The following is an 18,974-nucleotide window of genomic DNA, read 5'->3' on the forward strand; positions in this document are numbered from 1 at the left end:
TGAATATTGCGTGACACTCCACAGACATAAGGATGAATTAGAATAAAAAACCATAATTAATATGGAAATACCAACTTTATCCTAAATAGATCCTTTATTTTTAGAATCATCATCTTAAAGCGAGAGTCATTGCAGTTAAATTACCCATTTGTATTATAGTGTCTTAGGGGAGAGCGTCTAAGCCCAAGATTAGCGCTTTCAGATTTAAGATGGCGGCATGTCTTTGTGTAGGCATGGCTTAGAGGGGAAACCTAATAATGAATTCTAAAGCTTATTTTTTGTCCGGGGCGGCTGGCTTAGCGCTGACTGTTGGCCTCGGTGAAGTTGCTTATGCACAATCGCTGGCTCTTGAAGAAATTGTGGTGACAGCACGCAAGCGCGAGGAGTCTCTGCAAGAGGTGCCGTTGGCAATTTCGGTGTTCTCAGCTGATGACATCGACCGCTCAGGTTTTAAAGGCTTGGAAGAACTTTCTCTCCAGGTTGCAGGGCTTCAATACTCAGACCAAGGTGGCCAGCGCCCAGGACGTTTTAATCCGGCGATTCGTTTCCGTGGCATGAACGTTAACTCGAACATACCGACCTTCCAACTTGGTGCGTTGTTTGTTGACGGTATTTATGTGCTGGGGTCGACGCACTCTATTCCATTGGATGACTTAGAGCGCGTTGAGGTTATTAAAGGTCCGCAGGCCGCCTACTTCGGTCGCAATACCTTTGGCGGTGCGGTGAACTACATCACCAGAAACCCGTCCACTGAAGAGTTTTCCGGTAAAATCCAGGCATCTGGTGCCACCTACGATGAGTTTGATGTGTCCGGCAGCTTTGAAGGCCCGTTGGTGGAAGGCAAGCTGGCAGCCCGCGTGGGCGCCCGCCTTTACAGCCGTGGTGGCATGTGGACAGCGTCTGACGGCGGCGAGCTTGGGCAGCAATCCACCAACTCGGTCAATGCGACTCTGTTTGCGACCCCGAATGAAGCCCTTTCTATCCGTCTCCGGGCGTTTTATGGCCGTGATGATGATGGGGCACCCGCTGGCGGGTTCATCGGCGGCGAAGAAAATGATACCTGCTCAGGTCAAACGATCACCACGAAAGCTGGTGAGACGGCGAGCCCTGTAAACTGGTTTTGTGGGGCAGTCCCTGGACAAGGCGAGGCCATTTCCCGCCTCGGCAATTTTCAGATCATTGATGGGGTGACAACGCTCCGGCCGCAAATTCCTTTCGGGGCGATTGAAACCAATCCGGACTTTGTCATTGATAATCTGATCAATGCGCCACGCCCGGATATTTTTGCGAACATTCCAAGCATCAACAAAGTGGGGTTGGTTCGTAATACCTACCGGTACAGTGCTGCGCTGGACTACGAATTCCAGAACGGGATGAGCGCGGTTGTTCAGGGTGGTTACAACAAAATGGAAGCCAACTGGATTCGCGAACAGGGACTGACCGGTCTTGTGCGCAACATCAGCAGTGATCCGCAGCTCCAAGACGATCTTTCTATTGAAGCGCGGTTGACCTCAAACCAGGAAGACAGTCTGCGGTGGCTAGCCGGTTTGAACTATTATGAGCAGGATTTTGCGACATCCGGTACAGGTGGAAGCGCCGTCATCCCGTGTTGGGATGCGTTGCCAGGTGTTCCTGCGGAGAGTGATGATTGCAGACCCATTCCAACGCTGGTCACGGCAAACGGCCTAAACAACATCGACAGTGTGAAAACGTCAGCCGTTTTTGCCGCTGTTTCGTATGACGTGACGGACCAGTTTACTGTCAACCTTGAGGGCCGCTACCAGCAAGACCGTCTGGATAAGGCGGGCGAAGATATTGACGCCAACACTTTCCTGCCGCGTGTCATTCTTCAGTATCAGCCCTTTGAAGAAACCAACCTTTACGCCAGTTATTCCAAAGGTGTGTTGCCCGGAGAATCAAACTCGTTTCTCATCAATGCGGATGCTCAAGAGCTTGTGCAGTATGAAGCCCAGCTTGGCGACCGCGTATTTGATATTCTTCCCGAGGAACAATTGGACAGCTACGAAATCGGCTGGAAACAAACAGCCTTTGACAGCCGTTTAAATTTCTCGACCGCGCTCTATTACGGCAAATGGAAGAATCAGAAAAGCCGTGTGGTCGCGAGTATCCAAGAAACATGTAAGCCGTTCAACGCAACTTCCACAGGGTGTCGTCCGCAAGACTTAACACCCCTTGGCGATTTGCAGTCTCTGGCTGATGGCACGCCGATTTTCACAGCCCGGAATACGACGATTACCGGCACCGGCGATGTTTATGGTTTGGAACTCGAAGGCCAGGCGTTGTTAGCGGAAGGTTGGACGACGGACTTTAGTCTGGCTTATGCCGCAAGCGAGTTCACTGATTTTGAGTCCAACTTTGAAGAAACTTACGCCAACTTCATTAACATGGAAGGCAACGAGCACGCCCGTTACCCGAAATGGACGGGCTCGATCAGCTCCACATACACCCAGCCGCTCAATGACGACTGGGACTGGTTTGTCCGCGGCGATGCCATCTACTTCGGCAAAACGTGGGTGTCGGTTGCCAATCTGGCCCAGTGTAACGACTACTGGTTGTTCAATGCCCGGGCCGGCGTTGAGCGGGATGATCTCCGCGTCGAGCTGTGGGTTAAGAACGCCTTTAATGACGACAACTGGTCGGCGTGTGCGCGCTGGACCGACTTCTCGCGCAAGATCGACTTCGCTTTCTTCACCTTTTATCAAGGCGTTGCGGTCACCCCGCAGAACAAGCGGCAGTTTGGCCTGAAAACGTCTTTGAGCTTCTAGATTTAGACTTCTACGGGAGAACGCGCCCCGGCTGGCAACAGCCGGGGCGTTTTCTTTTGGTTTCAAGATTAACGTTAAGAGGGGTTTACACTTATGCGAATAGTTGGTCTTTCATCTCTGCTGCAAAGGGGTTTGCGTGAAAGAGAAAAGAGAGACAGGATAACGCCATGAAAGAAGACACAAAAATCATCCACGGCGGTGGCAAAAACGCACTCAAACATGGCGTTGTGAACACACCGATTTATCGCGCGTCTACCATGGTTTTTTCTGATACGGATGCCATGCATGACGCAGCTGACAAAGCTCTAGGTCAGCAAAAAAAGGTTATGTTTTATGGTCGGAAAGGGTCGCCGACATCGTGGACTCTTGAAGAAGCCATCACAGATTTAGAGCAAGGTTTTGACACCGTGCTTGCCTCGTCTGGCCTGGGGGCTGTGACAACTGCGCTGCTGTCTTTTTTAAAAGCAGGCGATCATTTGTTGATGGTGGACTCTATCTACGAGCCAACCCGTCATTTTTGTGACGAAACTTTGGCACGTTTTGGTGTTGAGACCACATACTACGACCCGCTGATCGGCACCGATATTCAATCACTTATTCAGCCCAACACGACTGTGATTTTTACAGAGAGCCCAGGCTCTCATACCTTTGAGATGCAAGATCTTCCAGCCATATCCCAAGCGGCGCATGCGGCAAATGAAAACATCGTTGTAATGATTGACAACACGTGGGCGTCCCCGTTGTTTCATAAGCCTCTGACGATCGGTGCTGATGTTTCAATCCAAGCCTGCACGAAATATATTGTGGGTCACTCGGATGTCATGCTTGGCAGTATCACGGCGGTCGAGAAACACTTTCCAACTTTATATCGTGGCCGCCAGCAATTAGGTGTGGCCGTTAGCCCCGACGATGCTTACCTAGCCACACGCGGTTTGCGCACGCTTGGCGTTCGTCTTCGTGCCCATCAGATCAACACGCTTAAAATCGCGAAATGGTTACAATCGCGGCCAGAGGTGGCGCGTGTTCTCTACCCCGCGCTCCCGGACGACCCAGGGCACGCAATTTGGAAGCGAGACTTTTTAGGTGCAAGTGGATTATTGGGCGTGGTTTTCAAAGAAACATCTAAAGACGCTGTCTACGCGATGATCAATGGCATGGCGTATTTTCCATTGGGATATTCGTGGGGTGGCTATGAAAGCCTCATGTGTGGATCGTCTCCGGCGAAAGGACGTTCGGTGACGACGTGGGCGCACCCTGAGCCTGGACTCAGACTCCATATTGGTCTTGAAGATCCTGACGATCTGATCGTTGACCTCGAAGCTGGCTTGGAGCGATTTAAGTTAGTGCTGAAAAACGGCTAGGCTTGCCGTGTGAGTAAACGCGGTTCAGGTAAAACGCCTTCAACTCTTTTGAAGGAGGGGTACGATCTCCACAAAGCGGGGGATATGAAAGCTGCTGAGCGCTGCTATCGTCGTATTCTCAAGCAAAACAAAAAGCATGTTGAAGCGTTTTACCTGCTAGGCAGTCTTTACAGCCAAACAGGAGACCAGAAGCGTGCGGAGGCTGCTCTCAGGGCAGCACTAAGAGAAAACCCGACTCATCTGGAGGCGCTCTACAATTTCAGCCGGGTCCTGATGGATACGGACCGCAACCACGATGCCCGTGCCGCGTTGCTTAAGGTTTTGGCGATCAACCCAAAACATATTTCTGCGAACCGCAACCTTGGTGTTGTCTATCTGCGCTTGGGAGACCCAGATAAAGCTGTCCCCTTTCTAAAAGAGGCGCTGGCGCTCGATCCTCACTCGGCAGACACTTGGTGTGACCTTGGATTAGCGCTCAGTCAAACAGACTGCGCTGCTGTAGAGGGCGATGACGAAGCTGCGGCTAATGCTTTTGACCGCGCTATTCAGTTGGAAGACTCACATGCCCGTGCCCGTCACAATCGTGGCCATCTTAGGCTGAGAAATCAGAATTATGCTGACGGCTGGGCCGACTACGAATACCGCAAGTTAGACCTTAAATCAGGATTTGAACCCCGGCCTTTCACGCTGCCGGAGTGGCATGGCGAAGACCTCACCCATAAAACTATTTTGGTCTGGGGTGAGCAGGGCCTGGGAGACCAAATTCTGCATGCGAGTATGATCCCTGATCTTGTAAAATCTGCCGGGCGCGTCATTGTGGAATGTGAGTCACGTCTTCAAACGTTATTTGCGCGTAGTTTTCCAAAAGCAGAGGTTTATTCTCAAAATACGCCACCGGTTGAGAGTTTGATTAAAGCACAGTCGGACATGCAAATCGCAATGGGTAGTCTTGGTAGAATTTTTCGTCCTCATGCGGATAGTTTTCAGAACATTAAACCTTACCTTCAGGCTGATTTAGAAGGCTTCTCTCTAAGCGGTCTTTTCTCCGATCAGCATCGCGTTCCACTCAAGATTGGCCTGTCATGGCGTAGTGCACGCGAGGGTCTTGGAGCGCATAAATCAACAGATCTTATAGAGCATTGGGCTCCAGTGTTTGAGGCTCGGTCAGACAGCAAATTTTTCTCATTGCAATACGGGCCAGTAGACTCTGACCTCAACGCGGTGCAACAGCGTCTGGGTATAGAAATCGTGGCAGATCACGGCGTTGATGCGACCCAGGATCTTGATGGGTTGGCTAGCCTTATATCAAAGCTCGATTTGGTGATCACAACTTCGAATACCACGGCCCATCTAGCTGGAGCACTCGGTGTGCCCACTTGGTGCTTAGTGCCGACGGGCCCTGGCCGGCTTTGGTATTGGCTCAAAAAACCATCAAAATCGCTGTGGTATCCCTCCGTGCGATTGTATTGGCAAAAGCATGCGGGAGAGTGGGGCGATCCCTTTGCGCGTGTGTCTCGTGAGCTCGCTGGCCATGCATTCTGATGGTTCAGAAAACGCTTTTTATGATGAGCCTTGTCCTTAATAACCGATGGGTCAGGTCTTGTTTTCTGTACTTAAGGCTCTAAAAAGCTTTTATATATGACAACATCATAACATTCTGGGCATCGCCACGTTGGCGTCCGTCTGGTCAAGAGGACTAAGGTGATGAACCTGCAAGCCGACCCATCTAAAAATGGAATATCAGAAACAGCTTCAGTGTCTGATACGGAGTCTATTGTTGTAAGGTTTGCCGGAGATTCTGGCGATGGCGTGCAGTTACTTGGTGGCCAATTTTCTCAGGCCACTGCGCTTGACCATAACTCTTTAGCAACGTTCCCTGATTTTCCGGCTGAAATTCGCGCACCCACAGGCACGACCTACGGTGTGTCCGCATTTCAGATTAAGTTCGGGTCTCGTGAGGTTAAGACATCAGGTGATACACCAGACGTACTCGTGGCGCTAAATCCGGCGGCTCTGAAAGTTAATTATAAGGACGTTCGCACAGGCGGGTTGATTGTTCTTGATACGGGCAGTTTTACAGCTCGTAATCTTAAGAAGGCCGGGTTTGATGTCGACCCCAGAGAAGACGACACTTTGGGTGAATATAAAACCCTTGAGATTGATATCTCTACTCTTACCCTTGAGGCAACAAAACCGTTTGAAGTTACCCAGAAAGAAGCCTTGCGCGCCAAGAACATGTGGACGCTGGGTTTAGTCTACTGGATGTACGACCGCACGACAGAAGCAACCGAAAAATTCATAGCGCTTAAGTTTGGCGTGAACTCACCCGTTGCAAACGCAAATATCGCGGCGTTACGGGCTGGTCACGTCTATGGCGAAACCGCTGAAGTTTCTGGCGATGTTCAGCGCACACATGTTGCTGAAGTTGAATTCGCGCCTGGTGAATACAGATTGGTAACGGGCGCGGAAGCGCTATCTTGGGGGCTTGCCGCAGGATGCCAGTTAGCGGGTTTGGATATGACGTTTTGTTCCTATCCTATTACGCCGTCCTCGCCGATCTTGCATATTCTCTCGCGATTGAAAAATTTCGGAATTACGACATTCCAAGCTGAAGATGAAATTGCTGCAGCTTGTTCAGCTATTGGTGCCTCATATGCTGGCAACATGGGAATCACAGCGAGCTCGGGCCCGGGTATTGCGTTAAAAACAGAAGCTATCGGTCTGGCGATTTCAACAGAGTTGCCGTTGATCATCGTCGACACTCAGCGCGCTGGTCCATCGACGGGATTACCGACAAAGACCGAACAATCTGATTTATTTCTCACAGTTTGGGGGCGCAATGGTGATGCGCCTATGCCGGTCGTGTCTGCTCGCTCTCCTTCAGATTGTTTTGATACGGCCATTGAGGCTGTGCGCCTGGCGACAAAGTATATGACGCCGGTCTTTCTTTTGTCTGATGGCTATATTGCCAACGCTGCGGAGCCATGGCTCATACCATCCTTATCTGACTATGAAGCATTTCCAGTTACACACCGCACAGAACCGGAAGGCTTTTTGCCGTTCAGCCGGGATGAGAAAACACTGGCGCGCCCTTGGGTAAAGCCAGGTACGCCGGGACTGATGCATCGTATCGGTGGTATTGAGAAGGCGGATGGGACGGGCAATATTTCTTATGACCCAAACAACCATCAAAAGATGACAAATCTCAGAACGGCCAAAATTGATGGCATAGCGAAGGACATACCGCTTCAGTCTGTTGAGCTTGGTAATGAAACGGGTGGTGACTTGGCGGTGGTTGGATGGGGCTCGACCTATGGCCCAATCAATCGGGCTGTGGCAAACGTGCTTGAGGCAGGTTTGAGCGTCTCACACATTCATTTGAGACATGTTTGGCCGCTCCCCTCTAACTTGATCGAGTTGCTGTCTAAATTCGATAAAGTTTTGGTTGCGGAGATGAATAATGGTCAACTGCTGACATTCCTGCGCAGCCAAACACGCCAAGACATTGAGGGCCACCTCAAAGTGACAGGTCAGCCCCTGACCATTCGCGAAGTCGAAGACGCTATTAAAGCGCGCGTGCGCAACTAAGCTTACGTGCCTTTGGAGAAAAAAAGATGAACGTTCAAGTTGAACCCGCCAAACTCAAAGCCAAAGACTTCGCCTCAGATCAAGAAGTGCGTTGGTGCCCCGGTTGCGGTGACTATGCCATCTTGAAAGCCGTCCAGGTGGCTTTGGCAGAAATGGGAGCTGAGCCTGACAACACCGTATTTGTATCTGGTATCGGCTGTGCCGCGAGATTTCCTTATTACATGGCGACATATGGTTTCCATACTATTCATGGACGTGCACCTGCCGTTGCCACAGGCGTAAAGCTGGCAAATCCGGATCTTGATGTGTGGGTGGTGTCTGGCGACGGGGATGCGCTCTCAATCGGGGGTAATCATTTGCTGCATGTGTTGCGGCGTAATGTCGATGTGCAGTTCTTATTGTTCAATAATGAAATTTACGGCCTGACAAAAGGTCAGTACTCGCCGACATCAAAGGTCGGGCAAAAATCTCCATCGACACCACAAGGGTCGATCGATGCGCCAGTTGATGCGTGTACTTTTGCTTTAGGATGCAACGCTAGGTTTGTTGCGCGCGGCATTGATATCCAAGCCAAAAACCTGGGTCATATTTTTAAGCGCGCACGAGATCACAAAGGAGCCTCTTTCGTTGAGATCATCCAAAACTGCATTGTGTTTAATGACAATGCATTTGCTCATTTCACCGAGAAGAGCGCGGCAGAAGACACGCAGATTCATGTCGTGCATGGCGAACGGCTGATTTTTGGGGCTGAAGGTAATAAGGGGTTGCGCATTAAGCCTGGGGCTTTTGAATTGGAAGTTGTGACCATCGGCGAAGGCGGCGTAACTGAGCAGGACATTCTTTTCCACGACGAGACAAATCGCGTGCTGGCAGGCTTATTGGTTTCAATGAAACCGCCCGAAATGCCAGTGGCCTTGGGAGTCATCTATTGCGACCCCGCGCCGTCTTATGAAGCTGCGGTCCGCGAACAAGTTGAAGCTGCGAAGTCTAAGGGGTTGGGCGATTTGGATGTGCTGTTGCGCTCAGGTAATACTTGGACGGTGACCTAATCAGATGAAGCGCCGGTCTTTCATCAAAACGGCTGCTGTCGGCGGATCTGCTGCCGCGGCATCTTCATTACCCACGCCGGCCATCTCGCAAGGCATTCAAGAATGGCGCATGGTCACAAGCTGGCCGAAAGGGTTGCCCGGACTGGGAACTGGCGCGGACCGTCTGGCGCAGCGCATTACCGATCTTTCCAATGGGCGTATCATTGTAAAAGTCTATTCAGCCAACGAGCTTGTACCGGCTTTGGGCGTATTTGATGCGGTCGCCGATGGTACGGCTCAGCTTGGCCATGATGCCTCTTACTATCATCTTGGAAAATCTGAAGGCTGCGCTTTCTATACGTCATTCCCCTGGGGCTTTACGGCAAACGAAATTGAGGCTTGGGTCGGCTACGGCAATGGCCAGAAACTTTGGGATGAACTGTATAAGCCCTTTGGGGTGCGTGGATTTCTTGCCGGCAACACCGGAACTCAAATGCTGGGTTGGTTTAAAAAGGAAATCAATTCGGTCGAAGATTTGCAGGGGTTAAAGTTCCGCGCGCCTGGTAATCAGGGGAAAATTCTTCAGAAATTAGGTGCGACGCCTGTTGTGTTGGCGGGCGGGGAAATATTTCCAGCCCTCCAGTCTGGCGCTCTCGACGGCGCTGAATGGGTGGGCCCTTATAACGATCTTTCCCTCGGGTTTTACCAGGTGTGCAAATACTATTATTCCTATGGATATCACGAACCCGGGGCAGCCCTTCAACTCATGGTCAATGAAGAAGCATGGCAATCCCTGACGGATGAATTGCGCGGGATTGTAAAAGCTGCGGCGGACGTGGCTAACCAAGATATGTTGGCGGAATACAACGCACGGTCTGGCCCTGCGCTCCGCACGCTTGTGCAAGAGCATGGTGTTCAAGTTAAGGCGCTTCCGGAAGATGTGCTCATGGCGAGCGGTAGGGCAGCCAATGAAGTGCTTAACGAAGTGTATGAATCTGGCACGCCTATTGTACGTAAAATTGTTGAAGATTTTTTGGCTTTTCGCAAAGACATAATGCCCTGGACGCGTATCAGCGAGCAGGCGTTTATCAATGCCCGGCGGTTGCCGTTTGAATTCGGATTAAGAAGCTAAAGCGTCCAATTCATTTTAGCGTGTAGAGCAGTTCTGAAGTGTTTCGGACTCATGTCCCACCCATTTGGAACGCCTACCCGTTCCAACAATTTTTCCAGCGATGGGCTTCGGGACTCTAAATCCAGTAGTGTCGCGAAGACATCATCTTCGATGAGAGATACAGCTTTCTCAAGGCTTCTGTCAGAAGACTTCAACAAACCTAAACGTTTTAAATCTATCAGGGCCATGACGCCGTCAGTCAAAACACCAAGGCTTGGGGGTGTCGGTCGGTACGCTCGTTTGAGCGCTACTTGAACGTCAAGCAAACGGCAGCCCATCGATAGCGGATAGCGTTTGAGTAAACCGTCAAAGAGCGTGTCCGGATCTTCTAGGCACAGTGTTAAGTAGCAAAGTTCTTTGACGTAAAATGAGGCATAGTCAAAGTAGGGGTGGCCCTGTGTCAGTAATGGGTCGTCAGAAGCCAAGTCCTGCATGATTTCTTCAGATAATTTGTCAATGACGTCTGTTAATCCGTCTGGCCAGATTTGCGCGCTCTGGCTTCTACTTTCGTATGTTTTTATGAGTGCGTTGATAACCTCTAAGATGTGCGTCGGGTAGATGACCTGAGCGGGCACACCAATCCCGAACAGGAAAGCCGTGATAAATTCGATATGTCCTATGCGCTCGGTGACATGACGATGGAATAGAAGTCTATCGCTATTATCTAAAGACGCGCGGTATCCTGTCAGTGAAAACGTCAATGGGCGTTGATGGTGCAAACCTAGCAGAACCATTATGTCTTCCCCGGTTCGGCCTGTCCCATCTTTAACAGGATGCAACAATTGCAGGGCGAAATCCGCGATCGCGATGTATCGTATAAACAAGGTCTCACTAGTAAAAGACTCGTGCGCTACGAGTGCCGCGAAGAGTTTGCTTGAAAGAGACTTCAGGAATTTTGGGTGGACCACTTCAAAGCCACCTACATTTCCGCGGATACCTCTTAGGCTACACAGTTCATCTAATGTTGTTTGATAGTAAGGGTCTCGCTTCTCAGACGTGATAAAACGATAGGCTGAATCAGCCTGCGCCATCTGACCCATGTGAACATCGCGGGCAAAGTGGTGCTGGTTGATACTTAAGTAAGAGTCCAGCAGTGGGGTTTTCTCAGCCACAAAGCGCGGGATGAGATCACTTCTGACATTATCTGAAGCGCAGCGCACTAAAGCGTGCGTATCCCGGCGCTGACGCAGGAATGCCTGAGTATCCATTACATCGACTCCACAACCACCATGGGATGCAAACTCACATCATCTTCAGAGCCAATAGCGCTTTATTGCGGGACGAGATTGTCAAATTGATCAAGGTTGCCTGGCGGCGTTTGAGAAGGCTTGTCACTCAACAGGTCCTCAAAGCGGTCGAGTCCATCCATGGGAATTGCAGTGCTGGGTGAGGCTTCCGCGCCTAGCGGTGGAACGTAATGTTCGGCACCAAATAGAATATCTGGCAGCCATGTTGCGAGGTCAGGCACAAGCCAGAGCAGTCCAATTCCAGCCACCTGCAAGCCGACAAACGGCAGAGCCCCTTTGTAGATATCCAGTGTCTTGATGGCGGCGTCCGCCACGCCGCGCAGGTAAAAAAGAGCAAACCCAAACGGCGGCGTCAGGAAACTGGTTTGCAAGTTCATGCCGATCAGAACGCCCAGCCAAATGGGGTCGACGCCGAGCTGAATCAAAACCGGAGCGGCAATTGGCACTGTGATGAAAATAATTTCAAACGTGTCGAGAAAAAACCCAAGAAAGAAAATCACCAGCATCACGATAAAGACAGCGCCTGCCGCACCTCCTGGCATGGAGGCAAGAATATCGAAAACCAGTTCCTCGCCGCCCAAGCCCCTAAAAACCAAACTAAAGACAGACGCGCCCAGTAAAATCACAAAGACCATGGAACTGATCATTAAAGTCGCGCGCATCACCTGACCGAGGATTGATCTGTTCAGTTGGCCTTTGGCGGCGGCTAGGAGCATGGCACCAACTGCTCCAACTGAGGCGGATTCTGTAGGGGTTGCGATACCTGCGAGGATGGACCCAAGGACTGCAAAAATCAGAAGTAATGGTGGTGCCAGGGCGCTCACAACTCTGCCGGGGAGGCTGGCGCGCTGCGCCGGGTCAAGCTCAAGGGCGGGGCAAGACTCGGGGTCTGTGATCGCTTTGAAGCCAATCCACAGCATGTAAAGAATGACTAAAATCAGGCCGGGTAACATAGCACCGGCAAACAGTTGCCCGACAGACAAGGGGTCTGGTGAGAAATTGCCCATTTCCAACTGCGCCTGCTGGTTGGCCCCTTGCAGAATGTCGCCCATAAAAATGAGAACGGTTGAGGGTGGTATGATTTGACCGAGGGTGCCAGAAGCGCAAATCGCGCCCGTCGCGAGTTTAGGATCATATCCGGCCCGGGTCATGATGGGCAGGCTCAGGAGACCCATGGTGACGACTGTCGCGCCGACAATGCCGGTTGAGGCGGCGAGCAGGGCCCCCACTAAGATCACGGAGAGTCCGAGACCCCCGCGCATGGCACCAAACAACTCTCCCATGGTCATAAGCAGTTGCTCAGCGATTTTTGATCGCTCGAGCATCACGCCCATAAAAACAAACAGGGGCACGGCAACTAGCACTTCATTGGTCATGGTGCCAAAATAGCGACTCGCCAAAGCAGACAATAAGCTTGGCTCAAACAGACCCAAGGCGATTCCAAGACCGCCGAATGCTAGAGCAGTTCCAGCAAGGGTGAAGGCAACCGGATAACCAGCAAGCACCACTAATATGGTGGCGAGAAACATCAGGGCCGCAAGAATTTCTCCGATCATGCGTTCACCTCGGGCCCATGGACGTTGCTGCGCTTGAGGTCTGGTGAATATTCTTGGTGACCGTTAAGAAACAACATGCGTCGCGCAAGGAGAGCCATGCCTTGCAGGGTCAGCACAGCGCAAAAAATCCAGATCATGGATTTCAAAACAAAGAGGCCGGGCATTCCATTGGACTGCGATGAAGGCTCTAAAATTTTCCAGGATGACAAAACGAACTGGGATGATGTCCAGGCCAACACCGCCATCCATGGGAATAAAAAGAACAGAGTCCCAAGGATATCCACCCAGGCTTTTGTCTCAGGCTTAAAGCGGGTGTAGGCGATGTCTACGTTGACATGGCCACCGTGCAAAAATGTAAATCCTGCACCAACCATAAAAACAGCAGCATGTTGCCAAACATAGAGTTCTTGCATCCATGGGAACCCGATGGAGAAACCATATCTCAGCACAACCACCAGGAAGCAGGTCAGAACGCAGCCGAGCGTTAGCCAGGCGCAGAGTTTCCCAATTAAATTGTTTAAAGCGTCAATCGCAGCGATAAAGGCAACAGCGCGTTTCATAATCTTAAATAATCCCCCACCTCTTTCTAACAGGGCTATGGCTAAGGTGCCAGAAAAGCACACTTTTTTCGGTTTGGGCTGTTTTTATGTGCTTAATTCTTGGTGCAACCGGATTCCGCTGTTTAGAATACCCCCCACTAACTACACAGCGTTCTTTTAAGGTCCAATCTCCATGGTTCAGTCGCTCGATGAGCAGGCTATTGAAGTTGTCACATACCCAAAAGGCACCACTCTCTTTCGGCAGGGTGAGCCGGGTAATGCAGCGTTCATCGTCAACTCCGGCTCTATCGGTATTTACCGAGAAGTCGAGGATAAAAAGGTGCCGCTTGCGACCCTCAGAAAGGGCGAGCTGTTTGGCGAGATGGCAGTTATCGATGGCAGCCCCCGCATGGCCTCGGCCTTTACACTTGAGGATTGCACGCTGACCATGATCTCGGTTGAGTTGATGTCCGAGAAGATGAAGAAGACGGACCCTTTCATTAAGGCGCTGATTACAATGCTGCTCGGTAATCTGCGCAGCGTTCATGATAGTTACACACCGAAAGCGCGGAGTTTGTTGGATTCTGTCAGTGCTCTTAGTCGTCAATGCGATGCATTAACCAAGTTCCTCACGGACAGTGACGATACAGAATTAGATGTGGATGTTGCAGTAAAAGTCGGGGCGCTAAACGAAGTGGTGGCTGAGTTGGTGGCGATAGCGGAGCGAAATCGTGACAAAGAACGTCGCACCGATGCCCTGCCACCGGCAGCCCCGCCCACCTGATTTCTACAATGACACCGGATTTCATTACACCGGACCAGCTGTCCCAATTCAAGCAAGATGGCGTCATTTGTTTGCGTCAGGTTATTCCGCCGGGCCTCATTGCAATACTGGCTGCCGGTATAGACTCTTGCTTGAAAAACCCTGGCCCAAAAGGGCGCAATTTTAATGCCGATGGATCGCCAGGGCGCTTCGCGGGCGACGTGTTTATGTGGACCTTTGACGAGGCCATGCGAGAGTTCTTACTCAAAAGTCCGCTGGCTCACATTGCGGCTTCATTTATGAACTCTTCCACAGCCGTTCACATGTTGGATCAAATGTTTGTCAAAGAACCCCAAACGCCGTCGCGCAGTCCATGGCATCAAGATCAAACATATATGTATGCAGACGGAGATCAGTTGATCTCCATTTGGGTCGCGGTTGATCCGGTTACTGTTCAGTCTGGTGCCGTGGAATGGGTTAAGGGATCGCATCGCTCAGGCGCGCTTTACCAGGCTACTGGGTTTGATCCGAACATCACTTATGAGTCAGATGAATACGAACCGCTCCCTGACATTGATGCCAATCGTGACGCGTACGACATCGTAGTTTATGAAACACAGCCAGGTGATATCGTTGTGAATCATCTGCGTACTCTGCACGCTGCCCCTGGCAATGCGACGAGTGAACGCCGCCGCGCCGTGGCCTATAGGTTTACGGGGGATGATGCGTATTACACTGTGCGCAAGAAAGGCGCACAGCCGATTATCGATCCGGGCTTGAGTGAGGGAGATCCTATGCCGTGCGACCTCTTTCCAATGCTTTGGCCAGAGCCAAGTCAATCTCCCAGCCTTCACATTAATCGTTCTGTTTAGCCGTAGGATGGGATCTTTTCCCATCCGTAGGCAATTTCATCTAATTCAACGTCGGCCTCAGCACTGGTCCGGCTTGAAACAACTGTGCCGCCCATGCGTTTATAGAACATGTCAGCTGGATTATCTCTGAGAACCCAGATCGCCAGACCCTCTAAACCAGCTTGGTGCAGTCTGTTGCTGGCCGCGAGAAACAACCTGCGACCGTGCCCTTCTCTTTGAAAACCGGGCAATATGTATAGGCTGGAGATTTCGCCTTCGTGGCCTGGAATCACCGACCTAAGTGGCCCGTAGGATACGAAGCCAACGATCTCTCCGTTGAGATTCTCGCTTACCAACACACCTTCGCTTTTACCCATATGATTCATGATCCGCACCCAAGCAATAGCGCGTCGGTCCTCAGTAAAACTATCAATATAAGATTTTGGGAGTAACCCCGAATAAGTGGCATGCCAGGTTTTGACATGAACGTTTGCGATGCGTGCTGCGTCTTCTGCCTCTGCTGTTCTAATCGTAAGCATGGGACCCTATTTCGCAGCCTTGATGGTGAAGCTAAATTATCTGTCCAACGCGTGGATGTTGTAAAAGTCGACCTTAGCAGATGTTCCCAGACCTGGGACAATCGTATTAGAGATAATAACCTGTGACGCATTACATAAACAAAGGATCACATTCATGATTGTATCATCCGTTGACCGGTTTCTGATGGACCGGCGCCGCGCACTTGGTGCGGGGTTAGGGCTTGCCGCTGCCGCTGCGGGATTGTCCGCATCTCCCGCCCTCGCAAAATCCAATGGCTTTGACACGGCGCTCGACTTTGATGGTGCCTTTGACCCAAAAAAGCCGGAGCACAACACGCTCGCCTTTTGCAAACTCATGTCCGATACGCGTGATGGTGTTGAAACCTGCGGCTATTTCAAAGGGGATGTTCTTGCGTACGTTGGTCCAGACAAGCGTTTAGAGCCTTTGTTTGGCTATGAAGGTTTCGGGATGACTCGGACTTTCCAAACCGGTGACTATGCGTGGCGCAAGCTTCATAAAGAGGTTGCCTATTACACTGATTTAAAAACCGGCGAAATCATGGATGAGTGGCGCAACCCTTTCCTCGACGAAACGGTCAAGGTGGTTCAGGTCCATAATGATGTGGTGAACTCGACATGGGCGCCAACCTATTCTTTCGGTGTTGGCCCAACCAAAGTTACCTATCCGTTTGTCTTTCCGTGGTTGGTGATGGGAGATAATGCGGTGGTAGACTTCGGTGTAAACACCACCCACCGTGCCGTGCTTCAACCGGAAGAATGGCCGCGCGAATCTCATGGTGAAATCACTCAGGTTCTTGAAGCCATCCAGGTCCATGCACGTCTATCTGATCTCATGGATCCTAAACAAACCCGTGTGCAAGCCTCAGGTTCTTGGCAACGTATTTCGCCGTGGTTGCCATGGATGCTGATGGGACGTCAGTCTGGTCACCTGTTCTATAAGACGGTAACGCGCCGTATGGCAGAAGGCGTGGAAGGCTTGCCACGGCACATTCGCGAGTACACGGAAGCCAACTACCCCGATTACTTCACTGCCCCGACGGAATGGCAGGAGCCAAATGTATCCAGTTATGAAGTTTACGAGCGTGAAATGGATCCGCAACCCTTCAAAGATGGCGTCTAGCTTCAACGCTGAATAAAGACCGTTATTTGAAAAGGGCGACCGCAAGAATCGGGTCGCCCTTTTCTGCATCTAAACGGTACTGTGAGGGATGAACCGTATCTCATCAAACACCAATTTCAACGATGACCTCCGTGATTACCAACGTGTCGAATTGGCTATTGCTTACATTATTGAAAACCGCTCATCGCAGCCGGAATTAGATATCGTAGCCGCAAGCATGGGCCTCAGTCCTTTTCATGCTCAACGACTGTTTTCGCGTTGGGCTGGTGTCAGCCCTAAACGGTTTTTGTCATATCTGACGATCGAACACGCCAAGCAAAAACTGGAAGAGTCTGCCAGCGTGTTTGATGCGGCGTTGGATGCGGGGCTGTCTGGTCCGTCCCGTTTGTACGACCTGATGGTGTCGGTCGAGGCGATGACCCCTGGAGAATATAAAACGCAAGGGTCAGATATCACTATCAGGTATGGCCTCGCATCTACACCCTATGGAGCGGCTCTGTTGTTGGTGTCTGATCGCGGTCTTTGCGGGCTTGAGTTTGTCACGGATAACGTTGCGGTTTTGCTCGAGTCTGCAAAACAGAGATGGCCTCTGAGTCATTTTGAAGAAGACCAGGGCCTTGCCAAGGAAGTGGCTTCGCGCATTTTTTCAGGTGGCCAGTCTATTCCGATCCTTATGAAAGGGACGCCTTGGCAACTGCAAGTTTGGTCGGCCCTTTTGCGTGTGCCGCCTGGCGCGATTACGAGTTACGGGCAAATCGCAGAACACGTCTGTACCAGAAAAGCGTCTCGCGCTGTTGGCACAGCCGTTGCGGCCAATCACATTGGCTATGTTGTACCGTGCCATCGTGTTTTGAGGGCGACAGGTTTATTTAAGCGGTATCGCTGGGGTGCGTCTCGTCGCTGGGCTATGCTGGCGAGGGAGTCAGCCGGACGCTAAGACTAAGAAGTCTTGTTTTTATAGTTCTGTATGGTGACAGAAATTTGCGAACGAATTTCTTTCGGTTGATCTCGAATCGCGAGCCCAACACTTTTTAATTCACCACGTAAACTATAAACCTGATCTAGAAGTGACAGGATGACGGGAATTGCTTCCTCTTGAATATCCAACTCATCCAGCAGATAGCAAATCAGATCTGCGCGTCCCACATCCAGGTCATTATATACGGCTTGCGTTTTCTCAGGTTTTGGCGTGATCCACCCTTCCTGAACCCAGCGATCCAGTCGGCTGTCTGTCAAGTTTGCACAGAGCCTGATGATGTCAGCTTCACGGTACATTAGACGGACTCCTTTATCTTGGCGCGTGGGTTGTAGGAATGAGACTCAGCCCAATCAGTCATAAATTCTGTTAACTCAGCATCGATAGAGTCTGGCAACGCAATACTCAGTCTGACAAGCTGGTCTCCCCTGGCAGATTTTGTTTCAATACCCTTTCCTTTCAGTCGAAGTGTGGTGCCACTGGTTGATCCCTTGGGTATGGCCATCGTCACGCTACCGTTTATCGTTGGCACCTCGACGCGGCCTCCAAGAATGGCTTCTGGTAGCGTAATAGGCAGCTCAATCTGTATATCGTTTCCCTGCCGTGTGAACTTCGTGTGCGGTTTGACCGCAACGGCAATAAGTGCATCACCTGGCCCACCTTTACCGAAGCCGGGCTGTCCCTTGCCTTTTAACCGTAATGTTTGTCCGTCCGTTAAACCTTTTGGGATATTAACATCAAGACTTTGTCCGTCCGGTAAGGTGAGGCGTTTTGTGCAGCCCCGCGCAGCCTCTAAGAATTCAACACCCAACGTGAATTGAAGATCACTGCCACGCCTTGAAAAGCTAGAACTCTGCCGCCCCTGGCCCGCCTGACTTTGACGACCGAATAGATCAGAGAATATCTCGTTGATATCAGCGGCGTCGCCAAAGTTTGACGACGTATAGTACTGATGAGGCCCAGGCCCTTCTGCATGCTGCCGGTAAGCTCCAGCCTGAGGTGTTTCAGCCCCAGACGCATCAATCTCGCCTCGGTCATAGCGCTTACGTTTATCCTCGTCGCCCAATATGGAGTGCGCAGCCGAAATAGCCTTGAATTTCTCCTCGGCTGATGAATCACCTGGATGCAGGTCGGGGTGATACTGTTTTGCGAGGCGGCGATAGGCGGCCCGTATTTCATTTTGTCCGGCCGTTTTTGCAACGCCAAGCGTGGTATAAAGGTCTTCAGGTTTACTCATAAATCCAGCTCTCCAAATTACCCGCGCACGGGATAAAGGCTGAGGCACCTTCAGTCATATATAAGCGGTGAGGCCTGTATTCGCTATGCTCCTCGATCTAAAATTTACCCGTTGAGATGGTTTTGTCCCAATTCTGAGATCACCAATATTTTCACAGAATTAACCTCAATGAGGGACGAAAAAATATCCTT

At 51.0% G+C, this 18,974-nt stretch carries 16 protein-coding genes; 10 read left to right on the forward strand and 6 right to left on the reverse strand.

What is annotated here, in order from left to right:
- The first annotated feature begins 257 nt into the window (after nucleotides 1–257).
- The 6 genes from RIC29_04535 (at nucleotide 258) to dctP (ending at nucleotide 9,895) form a co-directional block, all read left to right on the forward strand.
- Nucleotides 258–2,786: a TonB-dependent receptor gene (locus tag RIC29_04535; protein MEQ8734168.1), complete on the forward strand. Its 2,529-nt coding sequence runs from the start codon at nucleotides 258–260 to the stop codon at nucleotides 2,784–2,786.
- Between the two features lie 167 nt (nucleotides 2,787–2,953).
- Nucleotides 2,954–4,147 carry a cystathionine beta-lyase gene (gene metC / locus RIC29_04540; protein ID MEQ8734169.1) on the forward strand — a complete coding sequence of 398 codons (1,194 nt, stop codon included), beginning with the start codon at nucleotides 2,954–2,956 and terminating at the stop codon, nucleotides 4,145–4,147.
- Nucleotides 4,148–4,156: 9 nt separating this feature from the next.
- A complete protein-coding gene (locus RIC29_04545) occupies nucleotides 4,157–5,689 on the forward strand; it encodes a tetratricopeptide repeat-containing glycosyltransferase family protein (GenBank protein ID MEQ8734170.1) in 1,533 nt (510 codons plus the stop codon).
- 162 nt (nucleotides 5,690–5,851) lie between these two features.
- Nucleotides 5,852–7,735: a 2-oxoacid:acceptor oxidoreductase subunit alpha gene (locus tag RIC29_04550; GenBank protein ID MEQ8734171.1), complete on the forward strand. Its 1,884-nt coding sequence runs from the start codon at nucleotides 5,852–5,854 to the stop codon at nucleotides 7,733–7,735.
- Nucleotides 7,736–7,761: 26 nt separating this feature from the next.
- Complete coding sequence (locus RIC29_04555; protein ID MEQ8734172.1) at nucleotides 7,762–8,784, forward strand: 2-oxoacid:ferredoxin oxidoreductase subunit beta; 1,023 nt, start codon at nucleotides 7,762–7,764, stop codon at nucleotides 8,782–8,784.
- A gap of 4 nt (nucleotides 8,785–8,788) precedes the next feature.
- Nucleotides 8,789–9,895 carry a TRAP transporter substrate-binding protein DctP gene (gene dctP, locus RIC29_04560; protein MEQ8734173.1) on the forward strand — a complete coding sequence of 369 codons (1,107 nt, stop codon included), beginning with the start codon at nucleotides 8,789–8,791 and terminating at the stop codon, nucleotides 9,893–9,895.
- Here the strand turns inward: dctP and RIC29_04565 are convergent.
- The 3 genes from RIC29_04565 to RIC29_04575 form a co-directional block, all read right to left on the reverse strand.
- Nucleotides 9,892–11,142 (reverse strand): hypothetical protein, encoded by a 1,251-nt coding sequence (locus tag RIC29_04565; protein ID MEQ8734174.1) that lies wholly within the window; start codon nucleotides 11,140–11,142, stop codon nucleotides 9,892–9,894. The genes dctP and RIC29_04565 overlap by 4 nt on opposite strands.
- A 62-nt stretch (nucleotides 11,143–11,204) precedes the next feature.
- Nucleotides 11,205–12,737, reverse strand: coding sequence for a TRAP transporter large permease subunit (locus RIC29_04570; protein ID MEQ8734175.1), 1,533 nt, complete (start codon nucleotides 12,735–12,737; stop codon nucleotides 11,205–11,207).
- Nucleotides 12,734–13,297, reverse strand: coding sequence for a TRAP transporter small permease subunit (locus RIC29_04575; protein MEQ8734176.1), 564 nt, complete (start codon nucleotides 13,295–13,297; stop codon nucleotides 12,734–12,736). The genes RIC29_04570 and RIC29_04575 overlap by 4 nt, the downstream gene beginning before the upstream one ends.
- A gap of 172 nt (nucleotides 13,298–13,469) precedes the next feature.
- On the opposite strand from RIC29_04575, the gene RIC29_04580 reads away from it, so the two are divergent.
- Nucleotides 13,470–14,060: a cyclic nucleotide-binding domain-containing protein gene (locus RIC29_04580; protein ID MEQ8734177.1), complete on the forward strand. Its 591-nt coding sequence runs from the start codon at nucleotides 13,470–13,472 to the stop codon at nucleotides 14,058–14,060.
- An 8-nt stretch (nucleotides 14,061–14,068) separates the two neighbouring features.
- Nucleotides 14,069–14,911, forward strand: a complete 843-nt coding sequence (locus tag RIC29_04585) for a phytanoyl-CoA dioxygenase family protein (protein MEQ8734178.1) — start codon at nucleotides 14,069–14,071, stop codon at nucleotides 14,909–14,911.
- Here the strand turns inward: RIC29_04585 and RIC29_04590 are convergent.
- Nucleotides 14,908–15,429 (reverse strand): GNAT family N-acetyltransferase, encoded by a 522-nt coding sequence (locus tag RIC29_04590; GenBank protein MEQ8734179.1) that lies wholly within the window; start codon nucleotides 15,427–15,429, stop codon nucleotides 14,908–14,910. The two genes, RIC29_04585 and RIC29_04590, sit on opposite strands and share 4 nt — an antisense overlap.
- Before the next feature lie 154 nt (nucleotides 15,430–15,583).
- Here RIC29_04590 and RIC29_04595 point away from each other — a divergent pair, with 154 nt between their 5' ends.
- Entirely contained in the window at nucleotides 15,584–16,570 is a 987-nt protein-coding gene (locus tag RIC29_04595) for a DUF1838 family protein (protein ID MEQ8734180.1), read from the forward strand.
- Between the two features lie 88 nt (nucleotides 16,571–16,658).
- Nucleotides 16,659–17,507 carry a methylated-DNA--[protein]-cysteine S-methyltransferase gene (locus RIC29_04600; protein MEQ8734181.1) on the forward strand — a complete coding sequence of 283 codons (849 nt, stop codon included), beginning with the start codon at nucleotides 16,659–16,661 and terminating at the stop codon, nucleotides 17,505–17,507.
- A gap of 2 nt (nucleotides 17,508–17,509) precedes the next feature.
- Here the strand turns inward: RIC29_04600 and RIC29_04605 are convergent, their stop codons facing one another.
- A complete protein-coding gene (locus tag RIC29_04605; GenBank protein MEQ8734182.1) occupies nucleotides 17,510–17,845 on the reverse strand; it encodes a chaperone modulator CbpM in 336 nt (111 codons plus the stop codon).
- The gene (locus RIC29_04610; protein ID MEQ8734183.1) at nucleotides 17,845–18,783 is read right to left on the reverse strand and encodes a J domain-containing protein; all 939 of its coding nucleotides are present in this window, start codon (nucleotides 18,781–18,783) and stop codon (nucleotides 17,845–17,847) included. Before RIC29_04610 ends, RIC29_04605 begins: the two co-directional genes overlap by 1 nt.
- Nucleotides 18,784–18,974: the final 191 nt, after the last annotated feature.

This window comes from Rhodospirillaceae bacterium (genome assembly GCA_040219235.1).
Classification (GTDB): Bacteria; Pseudomonadota; Alphaproteobacteria; order Rhodospirillales; family Rhodospirillaceae; genus WLXB01.